Origin of the sequence: Bombella sp. ESL0385 (assembly GCF_009725755.1) — a bacterium.
In the GTDB taxonomy this organism is placed as follows: domain Bacteria; phylum Pseudomonadota; class Alphaproteobacteria; order Acetobacterales; family Acetobacteraceae; genus Bombella; species Bombella pollinis.
In genome coordinates this window covers 12063-24464 of sequence record NZ_WNIJ01000004.1, presented here as the reverse complement: position 1 = coordinate 24464, position 12402 = coordinate 12063, and the positions used below count along the sequence as shown (strand labels likewise).

Below are 12402 nucleotides of genomic sequence, written 5' to 3'. Positions count from 1 at the left end.
CTTTCGGATTAACTAATTACTAACGACTTCGTGGAGGGGAGTTGGTTAATCTGTGGGGAGCGGGGTTGTTGAGTGATGGCTGATATAGCTTCATCTGTTGATTCACATGTTGGTAAGCGTATCCGCTTGTTGCGGGGCTTGCGAAAATATTCGCAAGAGAGGCTGGCCAAGGCATTAGGTATTACCTTTCAGCAGATACAAAAATATGAGCGCGGGACGAATCGCATCGGTGCAGGCCGCCTGTATGAGATAGCGAAAATCTTAGGCGTGCCGGTTGGGTTCTTTTTTGATGAGCTGGATGGCTTTACAACGGCTGCTAATGTTGGCGTGCATGAGGAGCAGACACCTTTCCATAAAGGGCGAACTGCAGAGAAAGTAGAGGCGTCTATGGCAGAAAAAGAAATAGCAGGGATTGAACTACTCATGATGCCTGAAACCTTAGAACTCGCTAGGGTTTATTATAGCATCAAGGAGGAGCGAAATCGTCAGCAAATCCTTAATTTCATAAGGGAAATGGCTGTTCGCCCATAAAACCATATTGATTTAAAGAGTCCTGTTATGATTTCTTAATTGATGTGGCAAGAAGATGGCTAAACGTGCCAGCGCGATAGGCAGTACGCAACGCATCTTCGTTATATTCATAATGAAGCCAATCGAGGAAGCTTAGGCGGCCTTCGGCTGTTTTTTGATACAGTAGAAAAAATGCATCTAACACACCCGTGCGGGAATGGCGAAAGTGGAGAAAACGCCAATGGAGTTGTTTGAGAGCGTCTTCTGCCGTTCCTCCTTCAAAAAGAATGATAAGGCCGCTAGCAAGGCCCGTTCTATCCGCTCCGGATTTACAATGTAAAAGCAGGGGGAATTGTGCCTGCTTATATAAGCTATGGAAGCGTAAGATACGGTCCTTATGGGGGGCGTTGCGGCTCTCAAAGGCCATATCAAGATAAGGCAAGCCAATATGCTGGCACATCTCCCGTCCTAACGCATCTGCCCCGCAACGGCGATGCCCGCGTAGGTTGAAGACCGTCTTTAAGCCAAGCGTTTTGCGCCAGCGTCTCAGGCGTGATGGTGTGGGATGGTTACTCCGCCAGACACGCCCCGGTATGACAGGGGCTAGATTGGTCCATACAAGGCGGAAAAGAGCATGGTCTTTAAAAAGACCATCTAACCAAGCATGGAGCCTTTGCCGCGGGGAAGAAAGAGTGCCGTCAAACATGCTTTTTCTTTTCATGCTCATGGGTCTTCGTCAATCATATAGACATGCTATAAGGTGGAGATGACGAGGTTTTTTCGCCCTTCCTGTATGCGTATTTTTGCCCCCGGCTGGGCTGTACGTTATGGAGTCTGGCCATGTTTTTTGGCCTGCGCCCTCGTACTTAGTGGTTGCGCAAGAGAGGATGATGAAGGGCAGAGCCATCGTCATTTACCCAAAGCGGATATGACAGAAGCTTACCCGAAGAAGCCATTTCGTGAAGTGCATCACCCACCACCTGTTTATTGGGGCGGGATGGTGCCTGTGGTTCAGACCATCCAACCCACACCTGATGAAATCTCAGGCCGTGCGCCGCGGAGTGCGGCAGGGGGAGCGCCTGGTGTTCCAATGGCACCGCCAGAGACACGGACAGATGTTATGTATGGTGCGCCAGAAGCTCGGCAGAAGCCTTAAAGATGACGGTTACGAGTCGTGTTTAGTCAGCCTCAAGCGGGGTTGCTTGCTCTGGCAGCATGACGGGGATGCCATCACGCACAGGGAAGGCGAGTTGTGCTTGGGGGCTGATGATGCAATTACGCGTTGCATCATAATGGACAGGCCCTTTTGTCACGGGGCAGACAAGGCGCGCAATCAGGGCGGGGGATGGTGGGGCAGAGGTCATAAGCCAAATCCTATTATGCAGGCGGGATGCCTAATGTGCGAGTTCCTCTAGGAGCTTGTGGGCACGGTCGCATGGATTCTTACATTCTAGCAAGGCTTGTTTTGTGAGTGAGGAGAAAGGCAGCAACATCGAGAGCATAGTCACAAGTGTGCTGTTATTGAGGGTCTTTAGATTATCCCATTTGATGGATAGCTCATGGCGTTGGCTATAGCCCTTTAAAGCTTTGGAGAACGCGTTGCGGTCCAGCGTGTAGTTAGGGGGTTCTAGTAGGTCATGAGAGAAGGGCATGGCATTGATGCGTCCTTCTCGCCAGCCGCTCTCTGTCGTTTGGTCTTGCAAGAGGCGGAAGCGACAGACCCCAGTGAGGGTAATGAAGAACTGCCCGCTCTCTTGCTCCATAAAGGAGGTAATACGCCCTAATGTACCGATGGTCTCCAGCAAGGGGGCTTCATCACCAAAACGTGCCTTCATATGAGGCTGGATGATGCCAATCATACGATGATGAGCCAAAGAGGCTTCTAAAAGAGCGAGATAGCGCGGCTCAAAAACGGTGAGTGGAAGCTGCCCTTGGGGCAGTAGAATCGTCTCGGCGAGAGGGAGCAGGCCAACGCGTGGGGGCAAGTCTGCTAGGGTGATGTCCTGCAAGGCAGGGACATGGCGCGGCTTACTGAGAGTTGTTTGCGTATTTTCCGGTGGTGGTTGTCTTAGCACGCGCACAGTCCCCCTTGTGAATATAACGTTAGCTCAGCATGTTAAGAATGTTATGAGAAAAGGAGCGAGGAGAGCTTACGCCGTGCAGCGAGCGTAGCAGGGTCAGTCATACCCCAGCTCTCAAAGAGTTTGAGTAATTGCGCTTTTGCGTCCTGCCCAGCCCCGTCTTTATCTCGTGCGATTATATCCAGCAAAAGCTGGGCTGCATCATCGCGCTGTCCTGCACCATTGAGGGCGGTAGCAAGCTCTGTTAGCAGTGCCGTATCTTCGGGGGATTGGGCAACAGCTTGGCGTAGATGGGAGAGTTTACCGGCGGCCTTTTGCCCTTCCAGATAGGTTTGGAGGGCCGCTTTAGCCTCAGTAATGAGCGGGGCGGTCAGTAAATGCTCAGGGACTTGGCTTGCAGCTTCTTCCGCACCTTCTGGATCATTTAAGCCAATCATACAGCGGATAAGCCCGGCCCAGCCCTCTGGGGAGTCTGGCTCTATTTCGAGGAGGCTCGCATAATGGTTGGTCGCTTCGGCCCATTCTCCAGAGTGGAGGGCTGTTTTCGCTGCGTCCAAAAGGGCGGAGGCCGGTAAGCTTTGTCCGCTTTCTTTAAGGAGTGCCTCAAGACATGTTTTGAGTTGCGACTCCGAAGCTTTACCAGGGAGGATGTCGCGTACTTGCCCTTGCCAGAAGGCAACAAGGAGAGGCACCGTTTGTAACGGTAAGCCCATTTGGGCAAGCTGGGTAATAAGCGTGCGGTTGGTTGTAACATTGACTCGCGCTAACGTAATGCGCCCCTCCATAGCCTGAATTGCTTTTGTGAGCTGGGGCGAGACGTGCTGCGCGCTAGATGATGTTGGGGAGAAGAACTCCACAATAACGGGTGTGGTCGTGCTGGCCTCCACGACCTTTTGCATAAAATTACTTTGGTCAACATCCACAGCATGAGCGGGCGTGTGAGGAGAAAAGAGAGAATCTGTCATGATGGTGGAACTTTATGGCCTGAAAAATCTCCTTTAATATTAGGATGGTTCTCCCTTTTTGCACAGGCAGGGGAGCCATGTTGTAAGGGGATGGCCGTTTGATTTTAGAAAATAAAATCTTCATAAGGGATTGCATCAGGGATAGCTTTGGGGCATAAGCCTCCCACCAGCGATGCGGGCGTAGCTCAGGGGTAGAGCACAACCTTGCCAAGGTTGGGGTCGAGGGTTCGAATCCCTTCGCCCGCTCCAAATGATAAAAGTTTGGGTTGTTGGTAGAGAATCTGATGCGGGCGTAGCTCAGGGGTAGAGCACAACCTTGCCAAGGTTGGGGTCGAGGGTTCGAATCCCTTCGCCCGCTCCAGACCGGTAGAAGAACCACGTTGCTAAGGGCAAGGTGGTTTTTTTATGGCTATGCTGCGCGTAGCACGCCTTTATAAAAAACGGGCCGCCCCTTTTAGAGACAGCCCGCTTTTATAAGAAGAATGTGCTTAGAACTTACTTCTTCGCTGCGGCGAGGGCTGCTTCAATCACCTTGCCGGCTTCTGCTTTATCGCCCCATCCAGCGACTTTTACCCATTTATTAGGCTCTAAGTCCTTATAACGCTCAAAGAAATGGGCGATGGCTTTAAGGGTAATCTCTGGCAGTTGGTCCAAAGACTGCACGGTGCTGAATTGCGGATGGATTTTATCATGCGGCACACAGATGAGCTTCTCATCTTGCCCGCTTTCATCTTCCATCTTCAGCACGCCAATAGGCCGGGCACGGATAACACTACCGGGGAGGACATCAGCCGGGGTGAGAACAAGGGCATCCACCGGGTCGCCATCAGCGGCGAGTGTATTGGGGATGAAGCCATAAGCGGCAGGATAAGCCATGGGGGTAAAGAGGAAGCGATCCACAAAAACAGCCCCGCTCTCTTTATCAACTTCGTACTTTACTTGAGAGCCTTGAGGAATCTCAATAACGACATTGATGTCATTAGGGACATCTTTACCGGGGGAAATTTTGCTAACGTCCATGCCAAGCTCCATTGATCTGATTATGTAGGCGGATGAACCTATCAATAAAGGATACATTCGGCTTTGTATATGTGTATTACAGAGCCATTATGAGGGGGTGGGAGAGGGAAGAAAGAACGTTTTTCATACGGAAGGGGTTGCAAAAAAAGTGCGTCTGGGCGACATGACGGAATGTCTATGCGCCTGTAGCTCAATTGGTTAGAGCTGGCCGCTCATAACGGCTAGGTTGCGGGTTCGAGTCCTGCCGGGCGCAGATGATGCTTCCATAAGGGGGCGTATTTGTATTTTTGGGAGAACGCCCCAAGGTAACAGGGGGCAGGGCCCCGCTTTCTGTATTCTTGTCGCGCGTTTAAGAGGGAGACCGCTACCATGGCCGCCTATCAGTATGTTTATGTCATGAAGGACGTCACAAAGTCCTATCCGGGCGGCCGCGAGGTATTTAAGGGGATTACGCTCTCCTTCCTGCCGGGGGTGAAGATTGGTGTCCTCGGTGTGAATGGTGCGGGTAAGTCCACCCTGCTTAAAGTGATGGCAGGGATTGAGAAAGAGTTCGGCGGTGAGGCTTGGGCGGCTGAAGGTGTGCGCATCGGCTATTTGGAGCAAGAGCCGCAGCTCGACCCGAACTTGACCGTTGGTGAGAACGCTGCACAAGGCTTTGGTGAGTTGAAGAAGGCTGTTGAGCGGTTCAATGAGATTTCCATGAAGTTTGCTGAGCCGATGTCTGATGATGAGATGACGGCTCTTTTGGCAGAACAGGCCGAACTTCAAGAGAAGATTGATGCAGAAGATGGCTGGGAGCTGGACCGTCATTTAGAGATTGCTCTTGATGCGCTGCGTTGCCCCCCAGCCGATAGCCCTGTTGATAAGCTCTCCGGCGGTGAGAAACGCCGCGTGGCTCTATGCCGTTTGTTGTTGGAGAAACCCGATATTCTCCTGCTGGACGAGCCGACCAACCATTTAGATGCCGAGAGTGTTGCGTGGCTGGAAAAGACATTGCGCGAGTATAAAGGTACGGTGATGGTCATCACCCATGACCGTTACTTCCTTGACAATGTCACGAACTGGATTTTGGAGATTGAGCGCGGGCGTGGTTATCCATTCGAGGGTAATTATTCCTCATGGTTGGAGCAAAAACGCAAACGCCTCGCGCAGGAAGAGAAAGAAGAAAGTGCCCGCCAGCGTGCCCTCGCTGCCGAGCAACAATGGATTTCCAGCTCGCCTAAAGCCCGTCAGGCCAAGAGCAAAGCCCGTATTACGCGCTATGAGGAGATGCTGGCCGCAGGGCAGGATGCCGCTGGCAGCACGGCGGAGATTGTCATCACACCCGGCCCTCGTCTGGGCCAGACGGTTATTGAGGCTGAGAATCTCTGCAAAGGCTTTGGTGACCGGCAGTTGATTGATAACCTTAACTTTAAGCTGCCCCCGGGGGGCATTGTTGGGGTGATTGGGCCTAATGGGGCGGGGAAATCGACCCTCTTTAAGATGATTACCGGCCAAGAGCAGCCTGATTCTGGCTCGCTGAAAATCGGTGATACCGTCAAGTTGGGGTATGTTGACCAGTCCCGTAACGACCTTGATGATAGCAAAACTGTGTGGGAGGAAATCTCCGGCGGGACGGATGTTATCCATCTTGGCAAGCGGGCTGTACCTTCCCGTGCTTATGTTGGGGCGTTTAACTTTAAGGGGCCAGACCAGCAAAAGCGTCTTGGCGTCCTCTCTGGTGGTGAGCGTAACCGCGTGCATCTGGCAAAGATGCTTAAAGAGGATAACAACGTCCTCCTGCTGGATGAGCCAACAAACGATCTAGATGTTGATACCCTTCGCGCTTTGGAAGAGGCGTTGGAATCCTTTGCTGGTTGTGCTGTGGTCATCAGCCATGACCGTTGGTTTTTGGACCGTCTGGCCACGCATATCCTCGCTTTTGAGGGCGATAGCCATGTGGAATGGTTTGAGGGTAACTTCCAGCAATATGAGGAAGATAAACGCCGCCGCTTAGGCCCGGATTCAACGGAGCCGAGCCGGATTCGTTATCGTCCCATCGCGCGCTAATGCGTTATAAGGCGGCGCATTGTGGCAGGCAGTGAGCTGCGGACGGCGCGCCTCCTCCTCCGGCCTGTAAATTGGCCGGATATGGAGGATATGGCCCGCTTAAAGGCTGATGGTGCGGCCTTTGGCTCTATGCTGGGCGGGGTGCGGAGTCGCGCCCAAGCTGAGGCTGAGATGGCTGAGGATGTCGCCTTTTGGGCCGAGCGTGGCGTTGGTATTTTCTCCATCATCGAGCAGAATCGCTTTGTCGGGATGACGGGCGTGCATGAGCGGCCCGATGGGCGCGGGCTGGGCCTGCGCTTTGCGTTGTTCCCATGGGCATCAGGGCGGGGAATCGCACGGGAGGCCGCAGCTGTTGCTCTCAATTTTGTGTTGGATACGGGGATAGAGCGTGTTGTGGCGGTTGCGCGGGAAGATAATCGCGCTTCACGTCTTGTTTTGGGCAGTATTGGCATGAGCCTTCTTGACCAGTTCGAGCGGGACGGGCACATCATGCTAGTGTATGAAAGAAGACAGACGCCGTTCTATTGGTAAGGCCAGAGGGAGCAGCCCGGATGACAACGCGCATATTTATTGATGGCGAGGCTGGAACAACAGGGCTTGGGATTCGCCGCCGTATTGAGGCCGTAGCGGAACGTTATGCTCTGACTTTATTAAGCATTGACCCCGCTCGCCGGAAGGACCCTCAAGCCCGCCAAGAGCTTATGGCGCAGGCCGATATTACCGTGCTGTGTTTGCCTGATGATGCCGCGCGTGAGGCTGTGGCCTTAGGGCACGGGACCAAGACGCGCTTTTTGGATGCGAGTACGGCTCATCGTGTGGATCCGGATTGGGTGTATGGCTTGCCAGAGCTGGATTCGACTCAACCAGAGCGTATCCGTAAAGCGCGGTTTGTGAGTAACCCCGGCTGTTATGCTACGGGGGCGATCGCGTTATTACGCCCGCTTGTGCAGGCGGGGATTATTCCGATGGATGCTCATATCTCCATCAATGCTGTTTCAGGGTATAGCGGCGGTGGTAAGGCGTTGATTGAGCAGCAAGAGGCGGAAGGTGGCCCGCCTTTCTTTTTATATGGCCTAAATCTACAACATAAACATTTACCGGAGATGACGCATTATAGCGGGTTGACGCGCAATCCGCTTTTTGTGCCGTCAGTGGGGCATTTCCCTCAAGGGATGATAGTGTCCATTCCTTTGCATCTTGTTTCTCTCCCCGGTGTCCCGATGATTGAGGATGTTACAGCGGCTTTGCAGGCTTTTTATAAGGATGCCCAAACAATCCGCGTTGTAGAGTCTGAGCCAAAATTAGCCGCTGATGCTCTTGCTGGCCGTGATGATATGGAGCTGCGGGTGAGCGGGCATAGCGGGCAGGCATTGTTGACAGCGCGGCTAGATAATTTAGGCAAGGGGGCATCAGGTGCAGCGATGCGTAATATCTTGTTGATGAGCGGGAAAGAGTGACCCGCTAAGATTTTTTCTCTTCACCTCTGGTCCTTTGTGGCGGAATCTTTTATAAGCGGGTCATCACCTGCGGATGAACGCAGGATAATATGGGCGAGAGTGGCGGAACTGGTAGACGCAGTCGGCTCAAAATCGACCGCCGCAAGGCATAGGGGTTCGAGTCCCCTCTTTCGCACCATCATTTCCCAAGCCGTTACGGGGCTTTGGGGCCGGGAAGCCGGTTATAATCGTAAGTCTCCCCATCAGAATGTAAGATGAGGTCTTGTTGCCGGGCTGCGTGTAGAGCCTCTGGGGCGAGTTGATACCCCATCATCGTTAAAAGGATGTATTTCTCCATAAGTTGGGAGAATGTCCCATCAGTTTGGCGGAGTGCCTCGGCTTGCTGGCAATAAGAGGCATGATGTAGGCCTGCGAAATAGATAGGGATACGATATTGCTCTTGCCCGCCATCATAAACCCCATGCATGCCATTATCAGGTGAGGTGAGGATTTCCCCATGATCTGCGCTGTAGAGGAGCGTGCTATGGGGTAATGTCTGCTCCACCATCTGAAGAATCGTTGCGATGAGATGGTCCACATGATGGATGGCTTGGTCATAGCTCCCAGCACGGGGTAGGGCGTGCCGGTCCTCTGGGGTTGTTTTCTCCCGGTATGAAACGTGACTACCAATGAGATGGATAATAATAAAATGCCCCGCCGGCTCCTGCCGATAAATTTCTAATTGATGTTGGAGAGCAGGGAGGAGGCTCTCATCGTCATGTTCACGCACGGTGAGGGGGAGGGTGCTGTAATCGGGCCGAACGACCTGTTCACTAAAGCCGGAGAGATAGCCAATCGGACTATTATAGAGGGATGTCCCCTCATGGCTTCCTACCCATAAGGTTTTATAGCCATGGGCGCGAGCGAGTTCGATGAGGTTTTTCTCAGTCAGGATAGCGCGGCGGTCTTGCGGGGTGAGGAAGGAGATCATCATCGGCACAGCGTTATGCGTCATGCTGGCAGCAGAATGGGCGTTGCTCATGGCGCATAGTGCGCCTTGTGCGGCGAGGGTGCGGAGGTGTGGGGTCGTGTCCTGCTCTGTATAGCCATAAAGGCCGTGATGGCGTGCTGCGTCTGATTCCCCGATGATGAGGATGATGTTTTTCTCTCCTACAACACGCCCCGGCAGAATTGCGGAGTTTATGTGCTCATGCGGGGCAAAGGTGAGGCTATGGCGGTATGATTTTGTTTGCTGATAGCCTTGTTTAAGTGCGAAAATGGCGAGGGAATTACCAATAAAACCGGGAAGATTGATGTAAAAAGCGAGGTTTTTTGCAAAATACGGGTTGTTGACGTAACGATGATGCAGATCATCATAGGTAATAGCGACATTATAATGTCCGGCAACATCGCGATTAAGAGGGCGATGTAAGGCAATGGTGAAGGTAAGCGCACAGCCTATAAAGCCGATTAAAGCATGGAGAGGGCGAAAACGCGCAGCTCGTGCTGTGGTGTATAGCGCACCGCCTAGGAGCAAACCGGCGAGTAAAAAGGGCGTGATAGGGATTGTCCGCAGCATAGTGGCCGCATCGGCTCCATCCGTCCCGGCGATGGCCATACACATATCGTAGGTTATTTTGTGATAATGGATGATGATATAAAGATTGGCGATTATAAGGCTTGCTAATGGTACACTGAGGCAACATGCTAAAAAACGCCCGCAGGATAAAACGCATAGCGGTACAAAGAGGCTCGCAAGGCAGAAAGCCAATCTATGTTGTGCTAGCTCACAATTATTTGCGATAAAGAGGCTAAGGAGGAGGTAAAGCCCTAACCAAGCTAAGGTTATGAGACGCTTTGTGTGGCGGCGCGGCTGTTTTATCATGATGTGTATCTTACGCAATCGGCGTTGTTCTGCCAATCATGCTTCGCTTATCTTGACCCCTCATGATGCGTGTGACACCTAAGAAAAGATGATCCTTTACCGTAATGATGGATGACCAACCCGTTATGCCCCCCGCTAAGCCTTCCCGCCGTCCGCAACGACCGTATTTCTCATCTGGCCCGTGCGTCAAACGCCCCGGCTGGACGCCTGATGCCCTTAAAGGGGCTTTTCTTGGGCGGTCTCATCGTGCGGCAGAAGGGCGCGCACGGCTGCATGAGGTGATAACGCGCTCAGCCTCTTTGCTTGGTATGCCAGAGGGTTGGCAACTTGGCATTGTCCCAGCCTCTGACACGGGGGCAGTGGAGATGATTTTGTGGGCCATAGCAGGGCAACGCGGTGTGGATGTCCTCTCTTTTGAGAGTTTCTCTGGCACATGGGCGCAGGATTTACGCGATGTCCTCGCATTAGATGACCTCCGCGTGTTGGAAGCCCCCTATGGCTCCCTGCCCGATATGACGCAGATCGATTGGTCGCGTGATGTTGTACTGACATGGAATGGCACAACCTCAGGTGTGTGCATCCCTTCGGTTGAGGCGGTGCCAGCCCAGCATGAAGGGTTGGTGATTTGCGATGCGACCTCGGCTGCGTTTGCGATGGACCTGCCATGGGAGCGGTTGGACGTTGTGACATGGTCGTGGCAGAAGGCCCTTGGGGGGGAGGCAGCGCATGGCATGGTGGCACTCAGCCCTCGTGCCGTACAACGGTTGGAGGAGGGCAGCCAGCGGCCTTTGCCTAAGATTTTCCGCCTTACGAATAAAAAAGGGCTGAATGAGGCTATCTTCCGCGGCGATACAATCAACACCCCCTCCATGTTATGTGTGGAAGATGCGTTGGATAGCTTACGTTGGGCGGAATCCATTGGTGGTTTAGAGGCTCTGAAAGCACGGGCACGGAAGAATCTCGCCCTTGTGGAGGCATGGGTGGCTCAGCGTGATTGGGTGGCCTTCCTCAGTGCGACAAAAGAGACACGCTCTTGTACCTCTATCTGCTTAAAGATTACCGCACCGTGGTTTGAGGCTTTAGATGATGCCCAACGTTCTGCGGCGATTAAGAAGATGACCAGCCTTTTAGAGGCCGAGCAAGCGGGTTATGACCTTGCTGGCTATCGTGATGCCCCTGCCGGATTACGGATTTGGGGTGGGGCCACGGTTGAGGCAGAGGATATAGAGGCCCTCTTACCGTGGTTAGATTGGGCTTATGGGTGCGTTGCAGAAGAGGCCGTGCGGGCATGATGGAGACACCAGATTTATCAAACCCGGCTTTGTTGCCTATGGGGTTTGTGGACCTCCTCCCCGCCGAGGCCGAGGCAGAGGCCCGCGGCCTTGCAGCGGTGATGGATGTATTCTCCTGCCATGGCTATGAGCGCGTCCGTCCCCCTTTGTTAGAGTTTGAGGCCTCCTTGTTGAGTGGGTCCGGGGCGGCTTTGGCGGAGCAGAGCTTCCGTTTGTTAGATCCATCCTCGCATCGGATGATGGCATTGCGGCCGGATATGACAACGCAGATCGCCCGTATTGCAGCGGTGCGGATGCAGGATTGCCCGCGCCCGCTCCGTCTTTCTTATGCGGGGGATTGTGTGGTTATCGGCACGCCGGGGCGTGAGGGGCAGCGTCAAATCTCCCAAGCGGGGATAGAGCTTATCGGCCCTGATAAAGCCGAGGCCGATGCCGAGGTCATCGCTCTAGGGGCGGAGGCCCTCGCAAAATTGGGGATTGCTTATGTCTCTTTTGACCTTTCCATGCCTGTTATGGTTTGGAGCTTGATAGAGGATGGCTTTAGCGGGGCTGAGCGTGAGGCGATTATCCATGCGTTAGACCGGCGTGATGCCGCCGCCGTGCGGGAGCATGGTGGGGCATGGGCGGAGTTGCTTTTAGGGATGATGGATGCTGTTGGCCCGGCTCATATTGCGCTGCAGAAGTTAGAGACGCTGACATTCCCTGATAAATTACGCCCTTTTGTGGCGCGTTTACGGGCAGATGTGGCAGCGATTTTAGCACGCCTACCTACGGCTCGCTTGACGGTGGACCCGGTTGATTTCCGAGGTTGGCGGTATCATACTGGGGTATGTGTAACGGTCTTTGCTCTACATTCTCGTGAGGAATTGGGACGTGGGGGGCGTTATCTCGCAGGGGATGAGCCAGCATGTGGGTTGACACTTCATCCCCATGCTTTTTTAAGGGTGGCAGAGCCACCACCACGGCGTAAACGCTGCCTTGTTCCCCCCCATATGGCACAGAAGGACTTGTCCAGCCTGCATGAGGCAGGCTATGCCACCATCGCATCGCTTGGGGAATCAAGTGCGATGGAGCAGGAGGCGCATCATTTACGGTGCAGTCATATCTGGAAAGATGAACAACCCACCCCCCTGCCGCGCTAATAAGCGGGTAGGGATCGTCATT

At 53.4% G+C, this 12402-nt stretch carries 13 protein-coding genes and 4 tRNA genes; 11 read left to right on the top strand and 6 right to left on the bottom strand.

The genetic code is table 11. The features are described from left to right. Positions 1-75: 75 nt before the first annotated feature. A complete protein-coding gene (locus GM557_RS08230; protein WP_155573869.1) occupies positions 76-531 on the top strand; it encodes a helix-turn-helix domain-containing protein in 456 nt (151 codons plus the stop codon). Between the two features lie 25 nt (positions 532-556). On the opposite strand, the gene GM557_RS08225 is transcribed toward GM557_RS08230, so the two are convergent. Continuing rightward, positions 557-1216 carry a tyrosine-protein phosphatase gene (locus tag GM557_RS08225; protein WP_155573868.1) on the bottom strand — a complete coding sequence of 220 codons (660 nt, stop codon included), beginning with the start codon at positions 1214-1216 and terminating at the stop codon, positions 557-559. Positions 1217-1276: 60 nt separating this feature from the next. Here GM557_RS08225 and GM557_RS08220 point away from each other — a divergent pair, with 60 nt between their 5' ends. After that, complete coding sequence (locus GM557_RS08220) at positions 1277-1666, top strand: hypothetical protein (protein ID WP_155573867.1); 390 nt, start codon at positions 1277-1279, stop codon at positions 1664-1666. Between the two features lie 22 nt (positions 1667-1688). Here GM557_RS08220 and GM557_RS08215 read toward each other — a convergent pair whose 3' ends face one another. Genes GM557_RS08215 through GM557_RS08205 form a run of 3 tightly spaced genes read right to left on the bottom strand, consistent with a single transcriptional unit; the run spans position 1689 to position 3556 of the window. Continuing rightward, positions 1689-1874, bottom strand: a complete 186-nt coding sequence (locus GM557_RS08215) for a Trm112 family protein (protein WP_155573866.1) — start codon at positions 1872-1874, stop codon at positions 1689-1691. A gap of 30 nt (positions 1875-1904) precedes the next feature. Next, positions 1905-2585: an LON peptidase substrate-binding domain-containing protein gene (locus GM557_RS08210; protein ID WP_266137918.1), complete on the bottom strand. Its 681-nt coding sequence runs from the start codon at positions 2583-2585 to the stop codon at positions 1905-1907. A 50-nt stretch (positions 2586-2635) separates the two neighbouring features. Next, positions 2636-3556 (bottom strand): tetratricopeptide repeat protein, encoded by a 921-nt coding sequence (locus GM557_RS08205; RefSeq protein ID WP_155573865.1) that lies wholly within the window; start codon positions 3554-3556, stop codon positions 2636-2638. Positions 3557-3730: 174 nt separating this feature from the next. On the opposite strand from GM557_RS08205, the gene GM557_RS08200 reads away from it, so the two are divergent. Next, positions 3731-3805: transfer RNA gene (locus GM557_RS08200), tRNA-Gly, on the top strand. Between the two features lie 37 nt (positions 3806-3842). Continuing rightward, positions 3843-3917: transfer RNA gene (locus GM557_RS08195), tRNA-Gly, on the top strand. 134 nt (positions 3918-4051) lie between these two features. Here GM557_RS08195 and ppa read toward each other — a convergent pair. Next, positions 4052-4576: an inorganic diphosphatase gene (ppa, locus tag GM557_RS08190; protein ID WP_099027418.1), complete on the bottom strand. Its 525-nt coding sequence runs from the start codon at positions 4574-4576 to the stop codon at positions 4052-4054. Positions 4577-4755: 179 nt separating this feature from the next. On the opposite strand from ppa, the gene GM557_RS08185 reads away from it, so the two are divergent. The 5 genes from GM557_RS08185 (at position 4756) to GM557_RS08165 (ending at position 8260) form a co-directional block, all read left to right on the top strand. After that, positions 4756-4829: transfer RNA gene (locus GM557_RS08185), tRNA-Ile, on the top strand. A gap of 116 nt (positions 4830-4945) precedes the next feature. Further along, complete coding sequence (gene ettA, locus GM557_RS08180) at positions 4946-6625, top strand: energy-dependent translational throttle protein EttA (protein WP_099027417.1); 1680 nt, start codon at positions 4946-4948, stop codon at positions 6623-6625. A 21-nt stretch (positions 6626-6646) separates the two neighbouring features. After that, positions 6647-7156 carry a GNAT family N-acetyltransferase gene (locus GM557_RS08175; RefSeq protein WP_266137920.1) on the top strand — a complete coding sequence of 170 codons (510 nt, stop codon included), beginning with the start codon at positions 6647-6649 and terminating at the stop codon, positions 7154-7156. Positions 7157-7176: 20 nt separating this feature from the next. Then, positions 7177-8082: an N-acetyl-gamma-glutamyl-phosphate reductase gene (argC, locus tag GM557_RS08170; protein ID WP_155573864.1), complete on the top strand. Its 906-nt coding sequence runs from the start codon at positions 7177-7179 to the stop codon at positions 8080-8082. A gap of 93 nt (positions 8083-8175) precedes the next feature. Continuing rightward, positions 8176-8260 (top strand) — tRNA-Leu (locus tag GM557_RS08165). Positions 8261-8275: 15 nt separating this feature from the next. Here the strand turns inward: GM557_RS08165 and GM557_RS08160 are convergent. After that, on the bottom strand, positions 8276-9946 hold the full coding sequence (locus GM557_RS08160; RefSeq protein WP_155573863.1) for a phosphoethanolamine transferase: 1671 nt from the start codon (positions 9944-9946) through the stop codon (positions 8276-8278). Between the two features lie 107 nt (positions 9947-10053). Between GM557_RS08160 and GM557_RS08155 the strand changes: the two genes are divergently transcribed. Then, positions 10054-11238, top strand: coding sequence for a phosphoserine transaminase (locus tag GM557_RS08155; protein WP_230880657.1), 1185 nt, complete (start codon positions 10054-10056; stop codon positions 11236-11238). Beyond that, positions 11235-12380 (top strand): ATP phosphoribosyltransferase regulatory subunit, encoded by a 1146-nt coding sequence (locus GM557_RS08150; protein ID WP_155573862.1) that lies wholly within the window; start codon positions 11235-11237, stop codon positions 12378-12380. Before GM557_RS08155 ends, GM557_RS08150 begins: the two co-directional genes overlap by 4 nt. Positions 12381-12402: the final 22 nt, after the last annotated feature.

What these genes read in the sequence shown, in the direction of transcription:
- GM557_RS08230 (WP_155573869.1), top strand. Translation starts at nt 76, where the DNA reads ATGGCTGATATAGCTTCATCTGTTGATTCACATGTTGGTAAGCGTATC.
- argC (WP_155573864.1), top strand. Translation starts at nt 7,177, where the DNA reads ATGACAACGCGCATATTTATTGATGGCGAGGCTGGAACAACAGGGCTT.
- ppa (WP_099027418.1), bottom strand. Translation starts at nt 4,576, where the DNA reads ATGGACGTTAGCAAAATTTCCCCCGGTAAAGATGTCCCTAATGACATC.
- GM557_RS08160 (WP_155573863.1), bottom strand. Translation starts at nt 9,946, where the DNA reads ATGATAAAACAGCCGCGCCGCCACACAAAGCGTCTCATAACCTTAGCT.
- GM557_RS08220 (WP_155573867.1), top strand. Translation starts at nt 1,277, where the DNA reads ATGACGAGGTTTTTTCGCCCTTCCTGTATGCGTATTTTTGCCCCCGGC.
- GM557_RS08225 (WP_155573868.1), bottom strand. Translation starts at nt 1,216, where the DNA reads ATGTTTGACGGCACTCTTTCTTCCCCGCGGCAAAGGCTCCATGCTTGG.
- GM557_RS08205 (WP_155573865.1), bottom strand. Translation starts at nt 3,556, where the DNA reads ATGACAGATTCTCTCTTTTCTCCTCACACGCCCGCTCATGCTGTGGAT.
- ettA (WP_099027417.1), top strand. Translation starts at nt 4,946, where the DNA reads ATGGCCGCCTATCAGTATGTTTATGTCATGAAGGACGTCACAAAGTCC.
- GM557_RS08150 (WP_155573862.1), top strand. Translation starts at nt 11,235, where the DNA reads ATGATGGAGACACCAGATTTATCAAACCCGGCTTTGTTGCCTATGGGG.
- GM557_RS08155 (WP_230880657.1), top strand. Translation starts at nt 10,054, where the DNA reads ATGGATGACCAACCCGTTATGCCCCCCGCTAAGCCTTCCCGCCGTCCG.
- GM557_RS08215 (WP_155573866.1), bottom strand. Translation starts at nt 1,874, where the DNA reads ATGACCTCTGCCCCACCATCCCCCGCCCTGATTGCGCGCCTTGTCTGC.